24 protein-coding genes are annotated in these 21,756 nt (G+C 71.4%); 19 read left to right on the top strand and 5 right to left on the bottom strand.

The genetic code is table 11. From position 1 onward, the window contains the following. Positions 1-808 precede the first annotated feature (808 nt). A complete protein-coding gene (locus IO39_RS32170; protein ID WP_245642427.1) occupies positions 809-1,252 on the top strand; it encodes a hypothetical protein in 444 nt (147 codons plus the stop codon). A 281-nt stretch (positions 1,253-1,533) separates the two neighbouring features. Beyond that, a complete protein-coding gene (locus tag IO39_RS32175) occupies positions 1,534-2,667 on the top strand; it encodes a hypothetical protein (protein ID WP_043630940.1) in 1,134 nt (377 codons plus the stop codon). Between the two features lie 36 nt (positions 2,668-2,703). On the opposite strand, the gene IO39_RS32180 is transcribed toward IO39_RS32175, so the two are convergent. Then, positions 2,704-3,381 (bottom strand): NADPH-dependent F420 reductase, encoded by a 678-nt coding sequence (locus IO39_RS32180; protein WP_043630943.1) that lies wholly within the window; start codon positions 3,379-3,381, stop codon positions 2,704-2,706. A gap of 173 nt (positions 3,382-3,554) precedes the next feature. Here IO39_RS32180 and IO39_RS32185 point away from each other — a divergent pair, with 173 nt between their 5' ends. The 3 genes from IO39_RS32185 to IO39_RS32195 all read left to right on the top strand — a co-directional run bounded on the left by IO39_RS32185 (position 3,555) and on the right by IO39_RS32195 (position 6,034). After that, positions 3,555-3,914, top strand: a complete 360-nt coding sequence (locus IO39_RS32185) for an effector-associated constant component EACC1 (protein ID WP_052423634.1) — start codon at positions 3,555-3,557, stop codon at positions 3,912-3,914. Further along, the gene (locus IO39_RS32190; RefSeq protein ID WP_043630946.1) at positions 3,904-5,382 is read left to right on the top strand and encodes a caspase family protein; all 1,479 of its coding nucleotides are present in this window, start codon (positions 3,904-3,906) and stop codon (positions 5,380-5,382) included. The genes IO39_RS32185 and IO39_RS32190 overlap by 11 nt, the downstream gene beginning before the upstream one ends. A 232-nt stretch (positions 5,383-5,614) precedes the next feature. After that, entirely contained in the window at positions 5,615-6,034 is a 420-nt protein-coding gene (locus IO39_RS32195; protein ID WP_043630948.1) for a VOC family protein, read from the top strand. On the opposite strand, the gene IO39_RS32200 is transcribed toward IO39_RS32195, so the two are convergent. From IO39_RS32200 to IO39_RS32210, 3 genes are read right to left on the bottom strand one after another with little or no spacing between them, the layout of a single operon-like run. After that, the gene (locus IO39_RS32200) at positions 5,979-6,641 is read right to left on the bottom strand and encodes a TetR/AcrR family transcriptional regulator (protein ID WP_043630951.1); all 663 of its coding nucleotides are present in this window, start codon (positions 6,639-6,641) and stop codon (positions 5,979-5,981) included. The genes IO39_RS32195 and IO39_RS32200 overlap by 56 nt on opposite strands. 15 nt (positions 6,642-6,656) lie before the next feature. Further along, a complete protein-coding gene (locus tag IO39_RS53180; protein ID WP_245642428.1) occupies positions 6,657-7,271 on the bottom strand; it encodes a DUF4166 domain-containing protein in 615 nt (204 codons plus the stop codon). Continuing rightward, positions 7,208-7,933, bottom strand: coding sequence for a hypothetical protein (locus IO39_RS32210; protein WP_052423635.1), 726 nt, complete (start codon positions 7,931-7,933; stop codon positions 7,208-7,210). The genes IO39_RS53180 and IO39_RS32210 overlap by 64 nt, the downstream gene beginning before the upstream one ends. 116 nt (positions 7,934-8,049) lie before the next feature. Here IO39_RS32210 and IO39_RS32215 point away from each other — a divergent pair, with 116 nt between their 5' ends. From IO39_RS32215 to rfbD, 11 genes are all read left to right on the top strand, one after another. Beyond that, positions 8,050-8,421, top strand: coding sequence for an MmcQ/YjbR family DNA-binding protein (locus tag IO39_RS32215; RefSeq protein ID WP_043630957.1), 372 nt, complete (start codon positions 8,050-8,052; stop codon positions 8,419-8,421). A gap of 11 nt (positions 8,422-8,432) precedes the next feature. Then, on the top strand, positions 8,433-8,936 hold the full coding sequence (locus tag IO39_RS32220; protein ID WP_245642429.1) for a GNAT family N-acetyltransferase: 504 nt from the start codon (positions 8,433-8,435) through the stop codon (positions 8,934-8,936). Positions 8,937-9,486: 550 nt separating this feature from the next. After that, positions 9,487-11,343, top strand: coding sequence for a DUF8189 domain-containing protein (locus IO39_RS32225; protein ID WP_169789161.1), 1,857 nt, complete (start codon positions 9,487-9,489; stop codon positions 11,341-11,343). A gap of 108 nt (positions 11,344-11,451) precedes the next feature. Beyond that, the gene (locus IO39_RS32230) at positions 11,452-11,829 is read left to right on the top strand and encodes a hypothetical protein (protein ID WP_043630964.1); all 378 of its coding nucleotides are present in this window, start codon (positions 11,452-11,454) and stop codon (positions 11,827-11,829) included. Between the two features lie 23 nt (positions 11,830-11,852). After that, positions 11,853-12,737, top strand: coding sequence for a DMT family transporter (locus tag IO39_RS32235; RefSeq protein ID WP_052423636.1), 885 nt, complete (start codon positions 11,853-11,855; stop codon positions 12,735-12,737). After that, positions 12,734-13,366 (top strand): GntR family transcriptional regulator, encoded by a 633-nt coding sequence (locus tag IO39_RS32240; RefSeq protein ID WP_043630966.1) that lies wholly within the window; start codon positions 12,734-12,736, stop codon positions 13,364-13,366. The genes IO39_RS32235 and IO39_RS32240 overlap by 4 nt, the downstream gene beginning before the upstream one ends. Before the next feature lie 108 nt (positions 13,367-13,474). After that, positions 13,475-13,825 carry a hypothetical protein gene (locus IO39_RS32245; RefSeq protein WP_043630969.1) on the top strand — a complete coding sequence of 117 codons (351 nt, stop codon included), beginning with the start codon at positions 13,475-13,477 and terminating at the stop codon, positions 13,823-13,825. Positions 13,826-14,142: 317 nt separating this feature from the next. Beyond that, positions 14,143-15,597 carry a sugar transferase gene (locus tag IO39_RS32250; RefSeq protein ID WP_043630971.1) on the top strand — a complete coding sequence of 485 codons (1,455 nt, stop codon included), beginning with the start codon at positions 14,143-14,145 and terminating at the stop codon, positions 15,595-15,597. A gap of 2 nt (positions 15,598-15,599) precedes the next feature. Beyond that, positions 15,600-16,667: a glucose-1-phosphate thymidylyltransferase gene (locus tag IO39_RS32255; RefSeq protein ID WP_043630973.1), complete on the top strand. Its 1,068-nt coding sequence runs from the start codon at positions 15,600-15,602 to the stop codon at positions 16,665-16,667. Continuing rightward, positions 16,664-17,593: a dTDP-glucose 4,6-dehydratase gene (gene rfbB / locus IO39_RS32260; protein ID WP_043630976.1), complete on the top strand. Its 930-nt coding sequence runs from the start codon at positions 16,664-16,666 to the stop codon at positions 17,591-17,593. The genes IO39_RS32255 and rfbB overlap by 4 nt, the downstream gene beginning before the upstream one ends. Further along, the gene (gene rfbD, locus IO39_RS32265) at positions 17,590-18,477 is read left to right on the top strand and encodes a dTDP-4-dehydrorhamnose reductase (RefSeq protein WP_052423646.1); all 888 of its coding nucleotides are present in this window, start codon (positions 17,590-17,592) and stop codon (positions 18,475-18,477) included. Before rfbB ends, rfbD begins: the two co-directional genes overlap by 4 nt. Here rfbD and IO39_RS32270 read toward each other — a convergent pair. Further along, positions 18,400-19,005 carry a dTDP-4-dehydrorhamnose 3,5-epimerase family protein gene (locus IO39_RS32270; protein WP_043630978.1) on the bottom strand — a complete coding sequence of 202 codons (606 nt, stop codon included), beginning with the start codon at positions 19,003-19,005 and terminating at the stop codon, positions 18,400-18,402. The two genes, rfbD and IO39_RS32270, sit on opposite strands and share 78 nt — an antisense overlap. Positions 19,006-19,113: 108 nt before the next feature. Here IO39_RS32270 and IO39_RS32275 point away from each other — a divergent pair, with 108 nt between their 5' ends. From IO39_RS32275 to IO39_RS32285, 3 genes are read left to right on the top strand one after another with little or no spacing between them, the layout of a single operon-like run. Beyond that, complete coding sequence (locus IO39_RS32275) at positions 19,114-20,334, top strand: class I SAM-dependent methyltransferase (RefSeq protein WP_043630980.1); 1,221 nt, start codon at positions 19,114-19,116, stop codon at positions 20,332-20,334. Next, positions 20,331-21,104: a sugar phosphate nucleotidyltransferase gene (locus IO39_RS32280; RefSeq protein WP_043630982.1), complete on the top strand. Its 774-nt coding sequence runs from the start codon at positions 20,331-20,333 to the stop codon at positions 21,102-21,104. The genes IO39_RS32275 and IO39_RS32280 overlap by 4 nt, the downstream gene beginning before the upstream one ends. Beyond that, the gene (locus IO39_RS32285) at positions 21,101-21,754 is read left to right on the top strand and encodes a PIG-L deacetylase family protein (protein ID WP_043630985.1); all 654 of its coding nucleotides are present in this window, start codon (positions 21,101-21,103) and stop codon (positions 21,752-21,754) included. Before IO39_RS32280 ends, IO39_RS32285 begins: the two co-directional genes overlap by 4 nt. Positions 21,755-21,756: the final 2 nt, after the last annotated feature.

Raw genomic sequence — 21,756 nt, forward strand, 5'->3', positions numbered from 1 at the left:
CGACAGGCAACATCGCCTACGTGGTGACCTCGCGACTCATCGTCACAACGGCAAGGATCTAGAGCAGTGGGAGTTCGAGGTCACCAGCGGGGGACGCGTACGCTATGTCATCGATGACAGCACCCGTACCGTCTGGTTGATTTACGCATCCCCTCGCCATCCGAAAGAAACGGAATAGGTCGCTATTACTGTCTGTGGCCAAGTGCTACCGCCAGCAGTACCTCTACAAGGTCCCCCACCGGCTATGCGGCATCGGCGACATGGGCGTCGCCTGCCCGGTCAGCCTGGCCTCCGGTGAGGAGGTTAAACGACCGCACCCGAACCGCCTTGGCGGCCCCGTGGTCGCTGCAGATGGGCCATGGACCTCGGTATGAGGTAGCAGGTTATGGCCGCCAGCACCCACGCGATCCCCAGACCGATACCAATCCATGAGATCACGAGAGGTGTCAGGAAGGATGCATTTGCTTCCGTCGGCTCGACCACTCTCGCACGCATCCACTTTTCCTGCACCCCCCACTGCATGAGGATGCTGGGAACGAGCACAACCAGCCCGATTCCCATCAACACCCGACTACATGCCCTTAAGATCACGTGCTCCCCGTTCCGATCAAGAGTTGCATCAGAGTAACCGTGCCCGATAGTAAGGTGATCAAAGGGGATTTGCGGGAGTAGCGGGACTGTAAAACTAACGGCGGATCTGATGATCAAGGAAGTGACGCTTGATGTTTGAGACCGCCGTGGAGTCGCTGTCCATGAACGAACTGCCTGCCGAGATCATGGTTGCATCGCTGTGTCCGGCCATCGGGGGTTGCCGGAGGAGACCGCCGTACTGATCGACGGGGCGGTACGTGAGGCGCTTGCTGAGTACGGTCCTGAAGTCGCCGGCTTGTCCTGCCTGGCGGACGGGGCTGATCAGATCCTCGCCCGTGCGGTGCTCGACCTCGGTGGTGTGCTGGAAGCCGTGATCCCGGCCAAGGAGTATCGGGACGGGCTGCCGGGCGGGTGCCATGCAGCCTATGACGACTTGCTGGGCCGGGCGGTCCGGGCTCACCGGCTGGACTTTGCGGAGTCCACCGCGGAGTCGCACATGGCGGCAAGCGCGCGGATGCTGGACGACGTCGATGTGTTGTTCGCCGTCTGGGACGGGCAGCCGGCCCGAGGCTATGGCGGCACTGCTGACGTCGTGGCCGAGGCGCGGCGGCGGGAGGTGCCCGTACGGGTGATCTGGCCCGACGGAGCCCGGAGAGATTAGGGGCCTCTAGACGCTAGGTGCCTGGTCAGGCGGCTGATGAGCCTCTCGATGTGTCTCCAGACCTAGAGGTGATCTCTCTAGATCTGGAGACACAGGGGCCGCGAGCGTCGGTGAACACACGCCGGAAATGCTATGAACAACGGAGCCGAAGGCCGTGCGGGAGTGAGCTGACAGTCGGTTCGAGGGTGGCCCGTGCGGGAGCCAATGACCGTCCGGGCGGTTGCATGAGTTGGGATGATCTTCGTAGGGTGAGGCAGCCCCAGCGATGATCGGAGTCCTTGATGCGCGAGCCTCAGCCGACGCCAGCCGACCAGTGGTCCGTCTGGGAGACGGAGCCGCAGATCCCCTCCTACTGGCCCGGGCTCGGGCTGGAGCGGGAGGACGGGTTCGAGATTCATCGGGGCAGTGTGAGGGGGGTGGCCGGGAGGCTGGTCGGGATGGCGGTCAGCGCCGGTGACTTCGACTCCAGCCACGCCACCACGTACGGGCTGAGCGGCCTGCACTGGAACCTGCCGCGCGAGCTGCACGCGATCCTCACCGTCGCCGACCGGGCGGTCACCGACTTCTGGGGCGACGTGTACGCCGAGACCGGGATGGCGGGGCTGCTGATCGAGCGGGCCGCGGGCAACTACCAGCTGGTGGACCAGGCCGTGCTCGGCGACCTGCCGCTCGACCGGCTCGAAGAGCGGATCCAGGAGCTGGCGCCGGGCGGGAGGCTGCGCGGGGCGAGTGAGATGTACCCCAACGGCGGCGTGTCCCTGGAGCTGCCCAGAGCGGTCGACCACGGCATCGGCGACATGACCGCGGAGCTGGCCAGGCGGGACATCGAGGCGCTGGCCATGTACGGCGTCTACCGTGACCCGCACAGCTACCGGCAGATGGCCGACGCGCTGGTCGAGCTGGCGAACACGCTGCAGCTCCGGGCGCAGGACCTGCGTGACTCCCCTTGGTACGGCGACGCCGCCGACAACGCGCAGGAGGCGCTGCGGCAGATCTACGGGAACGTGACGGCCCTGGCCGCGAGCGCCGGCGCGCTGAGCAGTGCCGCCGGCAGGTTCGCGGAGATCATCGAGTGGTGCCGTGCCAACTTCGAGACGATGGTGGACCCGGATCGCAGCGGGTGGGACGAGTTCTGGGACTTGGGCGGCACGGCGAACAGCAGGGCGCGCGGCTTCCTCGCCCAGGCCAACGACGAGTTCCTGAACGTCTACGACATGCTGCCCAAGCGGATTCAGGAGAACCTGCCGGGTCTGCTCGTCACCGACGAGAGCCTCGCCCGGCTGAAGGGGCGTGTCCAGGAGAGCCAGGAGAGCATTCTGGACAACCCGGGCCGGGGGGACATGAACCAGCCGTGGTTGCGGCAGATGGAGCACATCCTCACCGGTTATGAGCGGGCGGAGGAGAACTACGGCTGAGGTGAGCGGCCGGGGCCTGGCCGGGCCTGCTCCGGGTCAGCGGGTGGCGGCGGACAGGGCTGTGCGGATGGTGGCGGCGTCGGCCGGTACGCCCGGGGAGTCCCAGAAGTTCGCGCCGCCGCCGTACGGAGCGCCGTAGACGGGGGTGCCGGGCTGCAAGCGCCAGCTCTCCGCCAGCGGGCCCGCGTCGACGGCGTCGAAGCCGATCGCGTCGAGGAACGCCGTCACCGTCTCCTTCGCCGCCGTGTCGTCGCCCGCGATCGGCAGGGCCGTGCGGTCGGCGGCGCCGGCGGGCCGGGCCAGGGCGGTCAGGTGCTTGAAGAAGATGTTGTTGAAGACCTTGACGACCTTCGCCGCCGGCAGGTGCTCCTGCAGCAGCTCGCTCGACGTGGCCGACGCGTCGTCGAGCCGGGGGAAGCGCCCGTCGCGTTCCGGATAGTAGTTGTTGGTGTCGAGGACGGGCTTGCCGCCGAGCGGCTCGACGGGCACCCGGTCGTACGCCTTCAGCGGGACGCTGACGACGACCAGGTCACCGGCCGCCGCGGCCTCCGCCGGGGTCGCCGCCCGCGCCTTCGCGCCCAGCTCGTCGACCAGGTCCTTCAGCGTCTCGGGGCCGCGTGAGTTGCTCAGCACGACGTCATAGCCCGCGGCGACGGCGAGCCGGGCGACGGTGCCGCCGATGTGTCCGCTGCCGATGAATCCGATTGTCGTCATAGTCGCTGCAACCCGGCCGGCGGGCGGGGGCATTCCCGGTCGACGGCGTCGTCCGTACAGGTAAGACAGGTTTCCTGACACGGCGCGGTGCGATGGCGCATGCTGGTCACGGAGGCGATGCCCCGGCTCGGCGGACCCTCGGCGGGCGCTCACCCTGGCAGAGGGGAGAGGTGATGCAGGTCGAGTTGCGAGTCGTCGCGGACGCCGATCCGACCGGCGAGCTCATCTCGCTGACGAAGTGGCTGCAGAGCCAGCGGGCGCTGCGGGGCAGGGTACGGCCGGTCAGACGGCCCCCGGGACCCGAGGAGCTGGGCGGAGCCATCGAACTGCTCGGCATCGCGCTCGGGTCGGGCGGCGCGGGGGTGGTGCTGGCGCGGGCGCTCACCACCTGGCTGACCAACCGGCACTCCGACGTGTCCATCACGGTGACCACCTCCGAGGGCACGGTGCAGGTGGAGGCCAAACGGGTGGACGACGCGCTGCCGCTGCTCCGGGAGGTGCTGAACCAGGGCCGGGTGGACGATGACGGGTGATGAGCGGTGGGCGGGGGCGTCGCAGGCGATCCTCATCGCGACCTCGGTCCACCAGGACGAGAGCCTGCCCGACCTGCCCGCCGCCGCCAACAGCCTGATGGGGCTGCGTTCGGTGCTGACCGATCCGTACCTGTGCGGCTGGCCGGCGTACGGTGTCAGCGTCCTGCACAACGAGGGCGACAGCCGGGTCGTGGCCCAGCGCATCCGGCAGGCGGCCAGGGAGACCACCGGCGTGCTGCTGCTCTACTTCGCCGGGCACGGGCTGCTCACTCCGGAGGGCGAGCTGTGCCTGGCGCTGGCCGACACCGTCGCGGACGACCCCGACCTGACCGGCCTCGAATACTCGCGCATCCGCAACGCGCTGCGCGGCAGCCCCGCCGCCGTGAAGATCGCCATTCTCGACTGCTGCTACGCCGGCACGGTCATCGAGACCGAGTCCCTGTCGGCCCACGCCAGCCTGGTGGCCGACCAGAGCGACGTGCGGGGCGTCTACACGCTGACCGCCAGCGACCTGGCCGCCCACGTCGTGCCCTTCGACGAGCAGCCGGACGCCTGCACCTCCTTCACCGGCGAGCTGCTGCACCTGATCAGGAGCGGCATCCCGGGCGAGGCCGACCCGCTGACTTTGGGCGTCCTGTACGCGCACCTGCGGCACCGGCTCGGCACCCTGGGCCTGCCGGACCCGAACCAGCGCGGCACCGACAACGCCCACGCCTTCCCCTTCACCCGGAACGCCGCCCACTCCCGCAACGGCGCCGCCGCGCCTCCCGCCGGAAGCGACGGCGCCGCGACGCGGCACGCAGGCCGTTCCTGGAGTGACGGCGCGCGGTCGCCGATGCCGTCCGCCCGGCCCAGGGGCGGCGGCGGGACCGGTCCGCCGGGCGGGTCCGCGCCGTTCGCGGGCCGGGTCAGCAAGGGACGGACGTTCGCGCCGAGCCTCGGGTTGGGCTGGTTGTGGTGGCTGGCCTCGCTCCTGCCCCTGGCGCTCGGCGGTGTGTGCCTGAAGATCATCATTGACTCCGCCCTGTCCCTGCTGGCCTCCTCGGCGCCCGCTCTCCTGCTGTACATCCTGGTGCTGGTCTGCATGATCGGCTGCGTGTACAGCTTCCGGCTGTACGTGCACTTCGTCGCGCGGGGCACCCAGCGCATGAAACAGCGACATGCCCGGCTGCTCATCGTGACCGCGGCCGGCATCGAGGTCCGCGTCCGCGACCAGCGGTGGTACTACCGGTGGAACGACGTCGCCCGCATCACCGAGCGGCGCCGGAACTTCCGCAGCTACCTCTGCCTCGACCCGAAGCCCTCGGCCGTGCTGCCCTCCGCCCAGCGCTCCGACGACCTCAGCCCGTGGTACGACCCGCGCCGCGGCGAGGTCCTGCTCACCCCCCTCAGCGGCTACCGCGCCGGCCGGTGGGAGATCACGCAGGAGATCGCCCGGTGCGCCGGCACGAAGTGGGCCGGCCAGTGACCGGACGAGACCCGCCGCGCGAGCGGCCGGGCCGGGCCGGGCACGACTTTCGCGCCCTCTGGATCGCCGCCACCGGGATCGAGGTCGAGCCCTGGTGACCGCCCGCCGGGTGGTCCTGCGGCGAGATGAACCCGTCGTTTCTGGCGGATGGCCATTTGTCGGGTAAAGGCGGGATTAGGTGGACAAGGGGGATGAGGCATCAGATATTGGAGGCACAATCGGAGGTGCCTGCATGCGCGCACGCCTGGACCATCTCGTCTGTTGGGTGACCGACCAGCTCCGTTCGCTGCACTTCTACGAGCAGGTGATCGGCCTGCCGGGCGTGCGGGCCGACGAGTTCCGCGAGGGGAAGGCCTCCTTCCCCAGCGTGCGGATCTCGGACGAGACCATCCTCGACCTCATGTCGTACGAGGCCGTGCGCGGCGTGGACGAGGGCACCGGCGTGAAGGGCAGCGCCGGGCACCCGGTGAACCACCTCTGCCTGGCCGTCGGCAAGGAGGACTTCGACGCCTTGCAGGTGCGGCTGAAGCAGCACGACGTCAAGATCACCGGCACCGGCCGGAACTCGTTCGGGGCCCGGGGCATCGCCCCCGAGGCTATGTACTTCCCCGATCCGGACGGGAACGTGATCGAGGTCCGATACTACGAGTGAGCCGGGCGCGCACCGTCCTGCGCGCCACCGGGCCCAGGTCCTCCAGGGCCGTCACCAGGGCCGCCAGCTCCTCCAGCGCGTCCAGCGCCCGGGCCGCGCCGTCGGCGTCCACGCCTTCGTACAGCTCCAGCCCCACGAACGCCGCCGTCGTCGCCCTGGCCAGCCCCGCCACGTCCACGAACTCCGCCAGCGGCGAGCCGGCCAGCACCCTTTCCAGCGCCTGCGCCACCTCCGCCGTCCACAGGCCGAGCCCGGCCAGCACGGCGGGGGCCAGCTTCGGGTCGGTCTGGCTGCCGGCCAGGAGCTGGGCCAGCGCCGCGACGCTGCCCTCCGCGCGCTCCTCGGCGTGCAGGGCGCGGCCCAGGTCGAGCAGCTCGCGCAGGGTCGTCACGGCGGCGAAGCGGTCGCGGTAGAGGGCGGCGCGCCGCTCCGCGCCGTGCTCGCAGGCCGCGGCCAGGAGCTGGTCGACGCTGCCGAAGTGGTAGAAGATCAGGGCCTGGTTGACGCCTGCGGCGGCGGCGATCGTGCGTGCCGAGGCCCCGGCCATCCCGTGCGTCTTGAGCGTGTCGAGCGCCGCGTCGAGCAGCTTCTCGCGTGTGTCGGCCACCGGGCTCCCTGAGCGTCAGAGGCGGGCCTCCTCCCGCCTGGGCCTCACGCTAGCGGGAACGCCGTGCTCGGCGACGTTCACGTACGAGACGGTGAAGCTGCCCCAGTAGCCGAAGATCCGCCCCAGCCAGGGGTGGCACACCGTCACCGCGATCCTGAACCGCCCGGTCCGCTCGTCGAAGTGCTCGCTCACCACGGCCGTGCCGGTGGCGGCGGCCGGGAGGCGGACGGCCAGCGGGCCCTCCAGGAGGCGCTGCGGGCCCGAGCGGATGACCAGGCCGCCGCGCTCGTCCACCGAGAGGTCGAGCGGGACGGCGATGTGCTGGTGCGTGCCCAGGTAGTCGAGGACCTGGCCGCGCGCGGGGTCGTAGACCATGGTGGCGTCGAACCGGTCGCGGGGGAAGGTGCGGACGAAGGTGACGGTCTCGCGGCCGTACGAGTCGGCGTACGGGTAGTTCTCGATCCGGAACGGCACGTCGTGGCCGGTGTCGGAGACCAGGATGTTCCGGCGGCGGCCGAGCGCCAGGAACGGGCGGACGGCGGGGCCGGCGTTCCAGACGCGGCTCATCACGCCCCGGCCGACGCACGCCTCGCCGCTGTCGAGCCCGACGCCGAAGCGGCGCCTGAGCATGGGGTGGAGGCGGGCGAAGTCGGGGCCGAGCGCGCGCTGGAAGATCGAGGGCATGGTCGCTCCCATCGTGGTGGTGCCGGCCGGCGCAGGCAGCGGCGGGCCGCCGGGGTGCCCGGCAGGGGCGGGAGGGCGAGGGCGAGCGCCAGCGCGGCCAGGGCGGGCCACGGGCCGAGCAGCCGGGCGGCCAGCGCGGTGGCGGCCGTGCGGATGACCACCTCGGCCAGGGCCTGGAGGAGGGAGCGCCGGGGGCTCGCGCCGGTCTCCAGCCACAGCCGCAGCCGGTCGAACGACCAGGCCGTGGCCCACCACATGAGCCCGGTCGGCAGGAGGTGCGGGCGGTAGCCGTACGAGGTGAGGAACCGCACGCCGCCGGGCGTGGGGAGGTAGCGCCAGTAGCCGGACCCGGCGCGGATGGGGGAGAGCGGGTGGGCCGAGCCGAAGCGCAGGGCCGAGGTGCACGTGCCGTCGGCGGCGTGCCGGTCGCCCGTGGAGACGCCCACGCCGCTGACGCCGAGGGTCGAGTAACGGAACCGGCCGCCGCCCGGCAGCCGCCGGATGCGCCCGAAGCGCAGGTCCCAGCGCTGGTGGCGGGACGGGTCCTGGGTGGCCTGCCACACCTCCTCCAGCGGCGCCCTGATCACGGTCTCGACGTAGACGCGCATGCCGCCTCCTTGCCGTGGCGGATTTGAGCGGTCGCTCAAATCGACTATAAGAGGATTTAAGCGGTCGCTCAAGACCGGCTCGTAAAATGTCGGCCGGGTCTGGTACACAGGGCGGCATGGGTGTGAGCGTCGATGAGTTCCTGGAGTTGCTGGACGAGCTGCCCGGCGTCCGGATGCACCACGGGGGCGAGTGGGTCGGCATCAAGGTGCACGACAAGGGGTTCGGCTACCTGTGGGAGGCGACCGAGACCGTCGGGCTGAAGGCCACGATCGAGGAGCAGATCGCGCTCGTCAGCGAGCGGCCCGAGGTGTTCGAGGTGCAGTTCACGGCCGGGCGGTTCGGGTGGGTGGTGGTCCACCTCGACAAGATCGACGCGGAGGAGCTGTTCGAGCTGATGGCCGAGGCGTGGTCGCTGACCGCGCCGAAGCAGCTCGTGGCCGACTTCGAGGCGACCCACCCCATCGGTAAGAAGGTGCAATCCGGGTAATCTCGGGCAGCGTGATCCGTGTGAACGTCCGGCTGCGGGAGTGGCGCGAGGACGACGCGCCCTTCGTGCTGCGTGCCTTCCAGGCGCCCGACCTGCGCCGGCAGGCCCCCTGGCCCGTGGTCACCCTCAAGGACGCCTCGGGGTGGATCGCCTCCTGGGCCGGGGTGGGCCACGCCTTCGCCGTCGTCGCCGACGGGCCGGAGGGCGCCAGGGCCGTCGGCAACGTCGCGGTGACCAAGGTCGACGGGCACGGCAACGGCTGGGTGTCCTACTGGGTGGTGCCCGAGGCCAGGGGCAGGGGGATCGCCGCGGCCGCCGCCGACCTGGTCGCGCGCTGGGCCTTCGAGGAGCGCGGGCTCTACCGGCTGGAGCTGGGGCACCGTACGAACAACCCGGCCTCGTGCCGGGTGGCCACCAAGGCCGGGTTCCTGCCGGAGGGGATCGAGCGGGGCAAGCTCTGCTACGACGGGGTCCGCTACGACGTCGAACGGCACGCCCGCCTGGCCATCGACTGACCCGCCCCGCCGCCGGACGCGCGCCGCTCACCCGCCCCGCCGCCGCTCACCCCGCCTCACCCCGGCCTCGTGCCGATCGCCCCGCCTCGCGTCGTGGCCGGCGTCGGCCGCCCGGGCCCCGGTGGCATTCGTGACGTGATCGGAAAGGCCAATCGAGCCACCCGGAATTGCGGGATCACCGTGCCACGCGGTGACCGTATTCGCCGCCGCCGGCGCGATCCCGCCGCTACGCAGCGCGACTCCGGATGATGGGCGCGGCCATTTCCGGCGGCCGGGAAATCGGCGGACGGGCGGAGGTGACCGAAAATAGACGGGCCGAAATCACGACGGCGACCTGTTTCCCGCCAAGGCGTGTCCCGCATTATTACCGCGCGCGTCACGTGAGTTACGCAGTTGTTATCCCCCTTCCCCTTGTTCGCGAATTACGGGCTGATCAGCATCTGGTTCGGGTCCATCGCCGTGGGCCCGATACGACCTTGTGGGGGGAAGAAAGATGCGCGCAGGCACAACCACGCCGTTATCCGGGCGCACCTCGTTAGCCAGGCGGCTGATGGCCGTGTTCGGGGCACTGATCGCGCTCGTGCCGACCGCGGGGGCGGGCTACGCTGCGGTCACCACGCCGGCCGCCCGGTTCATGCAGATCGTCGCGCACCAGGACGACGACCTGCTGTTCATGAACCCCGACGTCCACGACTCCATCAGCACGGGGATGCCGAGCGTCACCGTCTTCATCACCGCCGGCCAGATCACCGGGCTCGGGAACTCCGACGCCGAACGGGCCCGCAACCGGCAGCGCGGCATCCAGGACGCCTACGCCCGGATGGCCGGGGTGCCGGACGCCGATCCGCAGGACCAGGAGGAGTGGGACGGCGACGTCTGGACGCTCTCCGGCCGCCAGGTCGAGCGGTTCACGCTGACGGCCGCGCCGCAGGTCCAGCTCGTCTTTATGAACCTGAGGGACGGCCAGCTCGGCTGGTTCGTCTGGGGTGACGACTTCGTCGACCACACGATTATCCCGCAGGGCAGCCAGGTCACCCAGTCGTTCAGCTACGACACCCAGAACGTGATCGACGTGCTGGCGGGGATGATGCAGCACTACCAGCCGACGGTGCTGCGGGGCATGGACCCGTGGCCGGAGCACCGGGGTCACGCCGACCACGTGGGCGCCTCCATGTTCGCCAGGGAGGCGGCGCAGGCGTACGGCGTGCCGCTCATCGAGCTGCACTACCGGGACTACAACATCGCCGACGTGCCGGTGAACCTGGAGCCCGCCGCCGTCGCCCGGAAGACCGCGATCCTGCAGAGCTACTTCACCTACGACCCGTTCGACCCGGCCGGGTGGGAGTCGCGGATGTACTACCGCTGGGCCCGCGGCACGGCCTGGGCGGCGCGCGACGCGGCCGGCCTGCCCCACGTCTTCGTGGTGCGCAGCGGCCAGGTGCACGCCTACGCGCAGAACGCGCTCGGGCAGTGGACCGGCCCGGTCCCGCTGGCCGGCGCGGGCGGGCCGCTGGCACAGCCGATCAGCGTGGGCCTCAACGCCGACGGGCGGATGCAGATCGTCGCCCGGCGGATGTCCGACGACCGCGTGGTGTCCCTGCGCCAGGCGACCCCGGGCGGGAGCTGGGCCGGCACCTGGACGAACCATGGCAACCCGGGCACCGGCGACCCGAAGTACATGGGCGCGCCCGTGGTGGGCGTCAACGCCGACGGCCGGCTGCAGATCTTCGTCAGGAACGGCGCCGGCGGCGTCAGCACCCGCTCCCAGACGGCCGTCAACGGCACCACCTGGGGCCCCTGGACGAACCTGCACGGCAGCGACGTACAGGACGGGCTCAGCGCCGTCACCGACCCGCAGGGCCGCCTCCACCTGTTCGCCGCCACCACGACCGGCCTCCTGCGCTGGCACCAGTCCACCCCGAACGGCGGGTTCACGCTGGACGGCGCGCTGCCGTCGGCGACCCCGGCCGGCCCGCCCACGGCGGTGCTGTCCCAGAACGGCCGGATCGAGGTGGTCTACCGCAAGGCGGGCACGGCCGAGCTGGTCGTGACGAGGCAGTCGGCGGCCGGCGGGGCCTGGAACGTCAGCCCTGTCGTGATCGGCGGCCACGCCGGGGTGGGCGAGCCCGAGCTCGTCACCACCCTGCCGGGGCCGGACGCCAGGATCCTGCTGTTCCACCGCAACGCAGGCGCGGGCGTGAGCATGGCCAAGCAGGTGAGCCCGAACGCCGGGTACGGCGGCTGGAGCGACCTCGGCGGCGCCATCACCGACTACCCGGCGGCCACCCTCGACCAGAACGGCGCCGTCGTGCTGTTCGCCGTCGGCACGGACGGCAAGCTGCACCTGCGCAGGCAGGCCGCCCCCGGCGCGGACAGCCCCTTCGGCCCCTGGGAGACGATCCCCTGACCGCCCGCCCATGGCGGCGAACCGCGCGCCCACCCGCGCGGTTCGCCCCCGACCGGCCCGGGTGGGGGTGGGTGGCTGCGGGGAGCGGGCTGATCTAGGCTTTGGGGCGTGGACAGCGAGAGTCTGGCCGCGGCCGGCCTGCTGGCGGCCCTGAGCCGGGCGGCGGGCGTTCTCGCGGAGTTGCATCACCCCTTCGTGCGCAGCGAGCCCTTCTCCTATCTCCTGCCGCCGGCCGGCGCCCGCGTCGGCACCCTGTTCACGCTCCCCGACGGCCGCGAGGTCTCCTTCGCCGTCTCCATCGTCGTCACGCGAGGCGCCTTCGTGGTGGAGGGCGGCGTGACGGTCGAGGACGAGGTGCTGCTCGCCCTGCCCGGCAAGAGCGTGCCCGAGATCGAGGACGCCCTGGCCGTGCTGGACGACCACGCGGGCGAGGTGGCCGCGTCGGCGGGACGGCTGATCGGCCAATTATGGGAGAGCATTGTCTGATTGTCAGACAGTACAATGCCGACATGAAGAACGGACCTCTCGCCGTGGTCGGCGCCGCGGTGTTGTGGGGCACGGCCGGAACGGCGGGCCTGCTGGTCTCCGCGGACTCCGTGGCCCTGGCGGCGGCGCGGCTGGTCATCGGCGGCGCGGCCCTGGCCCTGGTGGCCGGGGCCGCGCTCCGGCGGACGGTCAGCCCGGCGCTGCTGCTGGGCGCCGTGGCGGTGGCCGCGTACCAGCTCTGCTTCTTCGCCGCCGTCAGCCGCACCGGGGTGGCCATCGGGACGGTGGTGGCGATCGGCAGCGGCCCCGTCTTCACCGGCCTGCTGTCCTGGCTGCTGCACGGGCGGCGGCCGGGCGCGCGCTGGGCGCTGGCGACCACGGCGGCGATCTGCGGCTGCGCGGCCCTGATCGTCGGGGGCGGCGACGGCGCGCCGGGCGCGGCCGGCGGGCAGGCCGCGCTCGGGGTGGCGTTCGCGCTGCTGGGCGGCCTGCTGTACGCCTTCTACGCCGTCACCGCCGCCCGCGCCATCAGCGGGGGAGCGGAGTCCAACGCCGTGATGGGCGTCATGTTCGGCGGAGCCGCCGTGATCATGCTGCCGGTGCTGGTCCTGACCGGGGCCGAGTGGCTGGCGGAGCCCAGGAGCCTGCTCGCCGTCGCCTACCTCGGGCTGGGCACCACGGCCCTGTCCTACCTCCTGTACGGCCGCGGCCTGCGGACCACCCCGGTGGCCACGGCCGCCACCCTGGCCCTGGCCGAGCCCGCGGTCGCCGCGCTGCTGGGCGTCGTGGTGCTGCGCGAGCACCTCGGCCCGGTCTCCGTCGCCGGGCTGGTGCTGCTGGCGATCGCGCTGGTGGCGGTGGCCGTACCGGAACGGGTGCGCGAAAGGGCGTTAGAGTCGCAGCCGTGAGCCTGCCCCTCAGACCTGTCTCGACCGTCGACGCGCTGGCCGACGCGCTGCGCGGGAGGGTGTTGTCCGGCGAGATCGCGCCGGGCACGCCGCTGCCCGAGCAGGAGATCGCCGCGGTGTACAAAGTGGCCCGACCGACCGTGCGCGAGGCGCTGGCGGTCCTGGTGCACGAGGGGCTGCTGAAACGCGAGCGCAATCGCAGCGCCTATGTCCCCGAGGTGACGATCTCGGACCTCGACGACCTCATGTACGTCCGCCGGCCCCTCGAAGACCTGATGGTCCAGGCCCTGTCGGGGCGCAGGGTGCCCGCGGCCGAGGAGGCGCTGGACAGGATGGCCGCCCTGCCGGCGGACGCGCCCTGGTCGGCGGTGGTGGCCGAGCACATGGCGCTGCACGAGGCGCTCATCGAGGCCGTCGGCAGCCCCCGCCTCGAACGCCTCTACGCCGCCCTGGCCGCCGAGACCAGGCTCGGGCTGGTGGGCCTGCGCGAGGTCTACAAGGACAGGGACGTGCTGGTCAGCGAGCACCGCGCGCTGCTCGACGCGATCGCCGAGGCTCCCCTGGAGGAGGCGCGGGCGGCGGTCACCGAGCACCTCAGCCACTCCTGGGGGCGCGAGCAGGCTCCCTGAGCCGGAGCGCGCGCCGGCCCGCCGGGCCTGCGCGCGCGGCGGGGTCGCCGGGCGCCAATGAGCGCGAACCCTTGCGGGACGAGCCCGGGAGTCGCGAGAATCGCGGCCATGCACGGCAATCCGATGCCGGACTCCTACGTGTACGTCACGGAAGAGGGCGTCACCCGCCACTACGCGGACGGGAGCGTCGAGGCCCTCGCGTGGGAGGACGTGGTCGAGGTCCGTGTCGTCGCCGAGCCGGACGAAGAAGTGCGTTACATCCTGCTCGACCGTGACGGCGAGGGCTGCGTGGTGCCGCGCGACGCGACCGACGCCACCTTTCTCGCCCGCCTGAGATATCTGCCGGACTTCGACCTGGACCGGCTCCAGGTGGCGGCCGACTCCGCCCGCCACGGTGTCGTGGTCGTCTGGCGCAGCCCCGACCCGCCGTCGGCCCTGCCCGACCTGGAGTACGACTAGGCGCCCGCCCCTTGCGGCACCACCGGCCGTCCGATGCGCGGACGGCCGGTTTTCAGCTGCCGGAAACCCGGCCGAAATGACCCCCGCAATTCTCCCGGGCCCGGGCGCCTCCACTGCACTAGTTGGACCGTTCCGTCAACCCCCGCCCTCCCGTAACTCGCGTCCGCATGTGGACATTTACCGGTGTTTCCCAGGCGGGACTCGATCTTTACTCTTTAGTGGGGGCCGCCGCCCTTGATAAAGCATGGGAAGTGTCAACCCATGTGGCTCAAGAGACGTCAAGTTACAGCGGTGAACGAGTCATCAGGGTGGTATTTATGAGGGTGGGGACCAGGGGGTCCGCTGTCGTGCTCCTGGAGGCGGCGCCACACCGGGAGTCCAGTATCTGGACAAGGGCCTACTTACGGCTCCTGTTACTCGGCGACACGATGTGCGCGTTGCTCGCGTGCGTTTGTGTGCTCGGCATCCGGCTGTTCAACGGCGCTTACATCTCCGTCGCCGAGTACATCTTCGGGTTCGCGCTCGTGGCCGTCTGGCCGGCCGCGCTCGCGCTGGGCGGCGCCTACCGGCAGCGCGCCAACGGCGAGGGGCCGGAGGAGTTCAAGGCCGTCTTCAACGGCGGCGTCGGGCTGATGGCCGCGGTGGCCATCGGGGCCTACGCCACGCAGGCCGACATCGCGCGCAGCTTCGTCATGGCGATGCTGCCGCTGGCCCTGCTGGCGACGCTCTACTACCGCTACCGGATGCGCAAGTACCTGCACCGGCGAAGGACGGTCGGCGACTACATGCGCCAGGTCGTCGCCGTCGGCCACCGGGACTCGATCCTCGACCTGGTCGTGCAGTTCCGCCGGCAGCCCTACCACGGCATGGAGGTCGTGGGGGCGTGCCTGCCGGCCGCCGACCACGACGTGGACCTCGACGGCATCCCGGTGCTGGGCTCGTTCGGCGACGTCGCGGACGTGGTCGTGCGGGCGCGCGCCGACGCGGTGGCCGTGCTGGCCTGCCCGGAGCTGGACGGGGCGGCGCTGCGCAGGATGGCCTGGAGCCTGGAGACGAGCGGCACCGACCTGTTCGTGGCCCCGGCGCTGCTCGACGTGGCGGGCCCGCGCATCAGCATCACGCCGGTGGCCGGGATGCCGCTGATGCACGTGGGGCATCCGGAGTTCAGGGGCGCCAGGCGCTTCGTCAAGACGGTCTTCGACCGGGTGGTCGCCGGCCTGGCCCTGCTGGTGCTGGCGCTGCCGCTGCTGGCGGTGGGGCTGCTGATCCGGCTCACCAGCGAGGGGCCCGCGTTGTTCCGGCAGACCAGGGTGGGCAAGGACGGCACGGAGTTCCTCGTCTTCAAGTTCCGTACCATGGTGGTCGATGCCGAGCAGCGCAAGGGCGCTCTTCTCGAAGCCAACGAGTTCGACGGCGTGCTGTTCAAGATGCGGAACGATCCACGGATCACTCGCGTGGGGGCCTTCCTGCGCAAATACTCCATCGACGAGCTGCCCCAGCTCCTCAACGTGGTGCGCGGGGAGATGTCGCTGGTCGGCCCGCGCCCGCCGCTGCTCGAAGAGGTCGCCGCCTACGGCGCCGACGTGCGCCGCCGCCTGGTCGTCAAGCCGGGCATGACCGGCCTCTGGCAGGTCAGCGGCCGTTCCGACCTGTCCTGGGAGGAGTCCGTCCGGCTCGACCTGCGTTACGTGGAGAACTGGTCGCTCATCCTCGACCTGCAGATCCTCTGGAAGACCTGGTCCGTCGTCACCCGTGGAGAAGGGGCTTACTAGCAGTGAAAGCACTCGTGCTCGCCGGAGGGTCGGGCACACGGCTACGGCCCATCACCCACACCTCGGCCAAACAGCTCGTGCCGGTCGCCAACAAACCGGTGCTGTTCTACGGCCTGGAGGCCATCGCGGAGACCGGCATCACGGAGGTCGGCCTGGTCGTCGGCGACACCCACGCGGAGATCGAGGCCGCGGTCGGCGACGGCTCGGCGTTCGGGCTGCAGGTCACCTACCTGCGCCAGGAGGCGCCGCTCGGGCTGGCGCACGGCGTGCTGATCGCCCGCGAGTTCCTGGGCGAGGAGGACTTCGTGATGTACCTGGGCGACAACTTCATCGTCGGCGGCATCAGCGGGCTGGTCGACGGGTTCGCCGCCCGCCGCCCGGCCGCGCAGATCCTGCTCACCAAGGTCGGCGACCCCCGGCAGTTCGGGGTGGCCGAGCTCGACGCGCAGGGCCGGGTGGTCGGCCTGGAGGAGAAGCCGGAGCGGCCCAAGAGCGACCTGGCCCTGGTCGGCGTCTACCTGTTCAGCGCGGCCGTGCACGAGGCGGTCGCGGAGCTGAAGCCGTCGTGGCGGGGCGAGCTGGAGATCACCGACGCCATCCAGTGGCTGATCGAGGCGGGTCTCGACGTCGAGGCGTCGGTCATCACCGGCTACTGGAAGGACACCGGCAACGTCACCGACATGCTGGAGGTCAACCGGCTGGTGCTCGAATCGCTCGAACCGCGCGTGGACGGACTGGTCGACCCGGCCAGCGAGCTGGTCGGCCGGGTGGTGGTCGAGGCGGGGGCGGTGGTCGAGCGCTCCCGGCTGGTCGGCCCGGTGATCATCGGCGCCGGCACCCGCATCCGCGACAGCTACGTCGGCCCGTTCACCTCCGTCGGCGCGGACTGCGCCGTCACCGGCAGCGAGCTGGATTACTCCATCGTCCTGCCGGGCACCTCCATCGCCGGGGTGGGCAGGATCGAGTCCTCCCTCATCGGCCACCACGTCGAGGTGACCGCCTCAGTCACGACTCCCAAAGCCCACCGTCTCGTGCTGGGCGATCACAGCAAGGTGCAGATCGGTACATGAAGCGAATATTGGTTACGGGCGGGGCCGGGTTCATCGGGTCCCAGTTCGTCCGCGGGCTGCGCGACGCGGACGTGACGGTGCTCGACAAGCTCACCTACGCGGGCAACCTGGCCAACCTGGAGGGCGTGCCGCACACGTTCGAGCGGGGGGACGTGTGCGACGCCGGCCTGCTGCGGCGCGTCGTCCCCGGCCACGACCTGGTGGTCAACTTCGCCGCCGAGTCGCACGTCGACCGCTCGATCGAGGGCGCGGGGGAGTTCGTGCGCACCAACGTGCTCGGCACGCAGACGCTGCTGCAGGCGTGCCTGGACGCGGGCGTGCCCAAGGTCGTGCAGGTCTCCACCGACGAGGTCTACGGCTCGATCGAGACCGGCTCCTGGGACGAGTCCGCGCCGGTGCGGCCGCGCTCCCCGTACGCGGCGGCGAAGGCGGGCGGCGACCTGATCGCCCAGGCGTACGCCATCACCCACGGCCTGAACGTGTCCATCACCCGGTGCGGCAACAACTACGGGCCCCGGCAGTATCCGGAGAAGCTCATCCCGCTGTTCATCACCAACCTGCTGCGCGGCAGGAAGGTGCCGCTCTACGGCGACGGCGGCAACGTGCGCGACTGGATCCACGTCGAGGACCACTGCGCCGGCATCCGCCTGGTCGCGGAGGTGGGCGAGCCGGGCGAGGTCTACCACATCGCCGGCACGGCCGAGCTGACCAACAAGGAGCTGACCGGCCGGCTGCTCGAAGCCTGCGGCCGTGACTGGGACCTGGTGGAGCACGTCGCCGACCGCAAGGGGCACGACCGGCGCTACTCGCTCGACGACCGCAAGCTGCGCGCGCTCGGCTACCGGCCGCAGATCCCGTTCGAGCAGGGGCTGAAGGAGACCGTGCGGTGGTACCACGACAACCGCGACTGGTGGGCGCCGGCATGAGGTGGATGGTGACGGGAGCGGGCGGCATGCTCGGCCGCGACCTGACGCGCCTGCTGCGGGCCATGCCGGGGACGTGGGTGCGCGCGTTCACCCGGGCCGAGCTCGACGTGTGCGACGCGGCGGCGGTGGCGGCCGCGGTGCGCGCGGCGCAGCCCGACGTGGTGGTCAACTGCGCGGCCTGGACCGACGTGGACGGCGCCGAGCAGGACGAGGCGCGGGCCATGGCGGTCAACGGCACGGCGGTGGCCGGGCTGGCCCGGGCCGGCGCTCAGGTAGGGGCGCGGCTGTTACAGCTGTCCACGGACTACGTCTTCGACGGCGCGGCGCGCACGCCGTACGCGGAGGACGCCCCGACGCGCCCGCTCAACGCCTACGGCAGGGCCAAGCTGGCGGGCGAGCGCGCGGCCCTCGACCACGGCCACTACGTGGTGCGCACGGAGTGGCTCTACGGCGCGCACGGGCGCAGCTTCGCCAGGACGATGGCCACGCTGGCGGCCGAGGACAAGCCGGTGCAGGTGGTGGACGACCAGTTCGGCCAGCCCACCTGGACCGTGGACCTGGCCGAGCGGCTGATCCTGCTGGGCGTGGGCCAGGCGCCGCCCGGCGTCTACCACGCCACGAACACGGGCCTGACGAGCTGGTACGGCTACGCCAGGCGGATCTTCGCGCTGGTCGGCGCCGATCCCGGCCTGGTCGAGCCGGTCGGCACGGCGGCCTTCCCCAGGCACGCCCTCCGTCCCGCCTACAGCGTGCTGGGCCACGACGCCTGGCGGCCGCTGCCGCCGATGCGCGACTGGAGCGCGGCGCTATCCGCCGCGTGGCCCCACCTGCTGGCCGGCTGGGGAGGCGTAGTGGGCCAGGCAGTCGGCGTAGGAAGGCAGTAGACCTTGTTCGGCTGCTTGCGCCAGGGTGGGCGCCGCCGCGTCCTTCGCGGACAGCACGGGCTCGACGCCGGCCGGCCACGCGATGCCCAGGGCCGGGTCGAGCGGGTTGACGCCGTGCTCGCGCAGCGGCGCGTACGGGGTGGAGCACAGGTACATCACCGTGGCCGACTCGCTCAGCGCGAAGAAGGCGTGGCCCAGGCCCTCGGCGAGGTAGACCGCGCGCCGCTCGCGGTCGTCGAGCTCGACGCTCACCCAGCGGCCGAAGGTGGGCGAGCCGGTGCGCACGTCCACGACGACGTCGAGCACGCTGCCGGACACGCACGTCACGTACTTGGCCTGGCCGGGCGGCACGTCGCTGAAGTGCACGCCGCGCAGCGTGCCCCGGACCGAGATCGAGCAGTTGGCCTGCGCCACCTCCATGGGGCGGTCGAGCTCGTCCTTTCTGAACCATTCGAGGAAGGCCCCGCGGCGATCCCCGTGGATCCGCGGGCTGAACAGCCAGGCACCGGCTAAATCAAGGGGTTCCATGGGGCGGATCATGACATAGCGCCTTCGCCCCCACCAGAGCCCGAAACATTCGCAATTTGTGGGAGACACCATGACTTGTCGTAACCAGCGTGATCGAGGTGGGCGCGGGTGAAGGGCTGCCGGTTATGCGGCTCCAGCCGGTTGGCCGGCGTCGTCGACCTCGGCGCGACGCCGCCGTGCGAGCTGTTCCTCACCCGTGAGCAGCTCGACGAGCCCGAGCTCACCTACCCCCTGCACCTGCGGGTCTGCACGAGCTGCTGGCTCGCCCAGATCCCGCCGCTGATCCGGCCCGAGGACACCTTCACCGAGTACGCCTACTTCTCGTCGTACTCCAGCTCCTGGGTCGAGCACGCGCGGCGCTTCGCCGAGTCGGCGCTCGACCGCCTGAACCCCGGCTTCGTGGTCGAGGTGGCCAGCAACGACGGCTACCTGCTCCAGCACGTCGTCGCGCGGGGCGTGCGCTGCCTGGGCGTCGAGCCGTCCGCGAACGTGGGCCGGGCCGCCAGGGAGCGGGGCGTGCCCACCCAGACCGCGTTCCTCGGCCCGGAGACCGGGGCGGCGATCAGGGCCGAGCACGGGCCCGCCGACCTGGTCGTGGCCAACAACGTCTACGCGCACATCCCCGACATCGTGGGCTTCACCCGGGGGCTGCGCGCGCTCGTCGCCGACGACGGCTGGGTCTCCATCGAGGTGCAGCACCTGCTCACGCTCATGGAGCTGAACCAGTACGACACGATCTACCACGAGCACTTCCAGTACTACACGGTCGCCTCCGCCCAGCGGGCCCTGGCCTCGGGCGGGCTGGTGCTGGCCGACGTCGAGCTGCTGAGCACGCACGGCGGCTCCATCCGCCTGTGGGCCAGGCCGGCGGAGAGCGGGGCCACGCCGAGCCGGCGGGTGGCCGACGTGCTCGACCGGGAGAAGGGCGCGGGGCTGGAGGAGCTGGGCGGCTACGCCGAGTTCGCCGAGCGGGTCGGCAAGGTCCGCCGCGACCTGCTGCGCTTCCTCATCGACGCGGCCGACGCGGGCAAGACGGTGGTCGGCTACGGGGCGCCGGGCAAGGGCAACACGCTGCTCAACCACTGCGGCATCCGCTCCGACCTGCTCGCCTACACGGTGGACCGCAACCCGTACAAGCACGGCAGGTTCACCCCGGGGACCCGCATCCCCATCCTGGCGCCGGAGAAGATCGCCGCGGACCGGCCCGACTACGTGCTGGTCCTGCCCTGGAACCTGCGCGCCGAGCTGCTCGACCAGCTCTCCTACGTCCGTGAGTGGGGCGGGCGGCTGGTGTTCCCCATCCCGTCCCTGGAGGTCGCGCAGCCATGAAAGTCGTGCTCTTCTGCGGCGGTTACGGCACCCGGATGCGCAGCGGGCTGCCCGGCGACGTGCCCAAGCCGATGCAACTCGTCGGCCCCCGCCCGCTCATCTGGCATGTGATGCGCTACTACGCCCACTTCGGCCACAAGGACTTCGTGCTCTGCCTCGGGTACGGCGCCCAACACATCACCGAGTTCTTCCTCACCTACAAGGAGACCGCCTCCAACGACTTCGTGCTGCGCAAGGGCGAGGTCGAGATGCTCTCGCAGGACACCTCCGACTGGTCGATCTCCTTCGTGCAGACCGGGATCCAGTCGCCGATCGGCGAGCGGCTGCGCCGGGTGCGGCCGTACCTGGAGGGTGAGGAGATCTTCCTGGCCAACTACGCGGACGTGCTCACCGACGCGCCGCTGCCGGAGATCATCGCCCGGTTCGAGGGGACGGACGCGGGGGCGTCCATGATGGTGGTGCCGCCGCCCGGCACGTTCCACTGCATCGACGTCGGCGACGACGGGCTGGCGCGGGCCATCAGCCCGGTCAGCGAGATGCCGCTGTGGGTCAACGGCGGCTACTTCGTGCTGCGCCAGGAGGTCTTCGACCACCTTCCGGAGAACGGGGACCTGGTCGGCGACGCCTGCGTGGAGCTGGCCAAGCGCGGCCGGCTGCTGACCTACCGGCACCGCGGCTACTGGCGGCCCACCGACACCGTCAACCAGCGCATCGAGCTGGACGACGCGTACTCGCGCGGCGACCGGCCGTGGGCGCTGTGGGAGTCATGATCGGCCTGCGCCCGGACGGCCCGGGCTCCGTCGTCGCGCTCGGCGCGCACTGCGACGACCTCGCCATCGGCGCGGGCGGCACGCTGCTCACGCTCTGCTCCGGCCGGCCCGGGCTGCGGATCGACGCGCTGGTCCTGTCCGGCGGCGGGACGGAGCGCGAGGAGGAGGAGCGGGCCGCGCTGGCCGCCTTCTGCCCGGGGGCCGACCTGCGCGTCACCGTGCTCAAGCTGCCCGACGGCCGCCTGCCCGCGCACTGGCAGGAGGCCAAGGAGGCGCTGGAGGAGCTGCGCGCCGCGACCGAGCCCGGCCTGATCCTCGCCCCGCACCGGGGCGACGCCCACCAGGACCACCGGGGCCTGGCCGAGCTGGTCCCCACGGCCTTCCGCGACCACCTGACGCTCGGCTACGAGATCGTCAAATGGGACGGCGACCTCGGCCGCCCCTCCGTCTACCAGCCGCTGCGCCCCGAGGTGGCGCAGGAGAAGGTCGCGCTGCTCCAGCGGCACTACCCCTCGCAGCGGCACCGCCCCTGGTACGACCGGGAGGCGTTCCTCGGCCTGGCCCGCATCCGCGGCATCGAGTGCGGCGCGACGTACGCCGAGGCCTTCCACAGCGCCAAACTCGTCCTCGACCTCTCAGCAGGAGGCTAGCC

It is taken from the genome of Nonomuraea candida, assembly GCF_000725485.1.
GTDB classification, from domain to species: Bacteria; Actinomycetota; Actinomycetes; order Streptosporangiales; family Streptosporangiaceae; genus Nonomuraea; species Nonomuraea candida.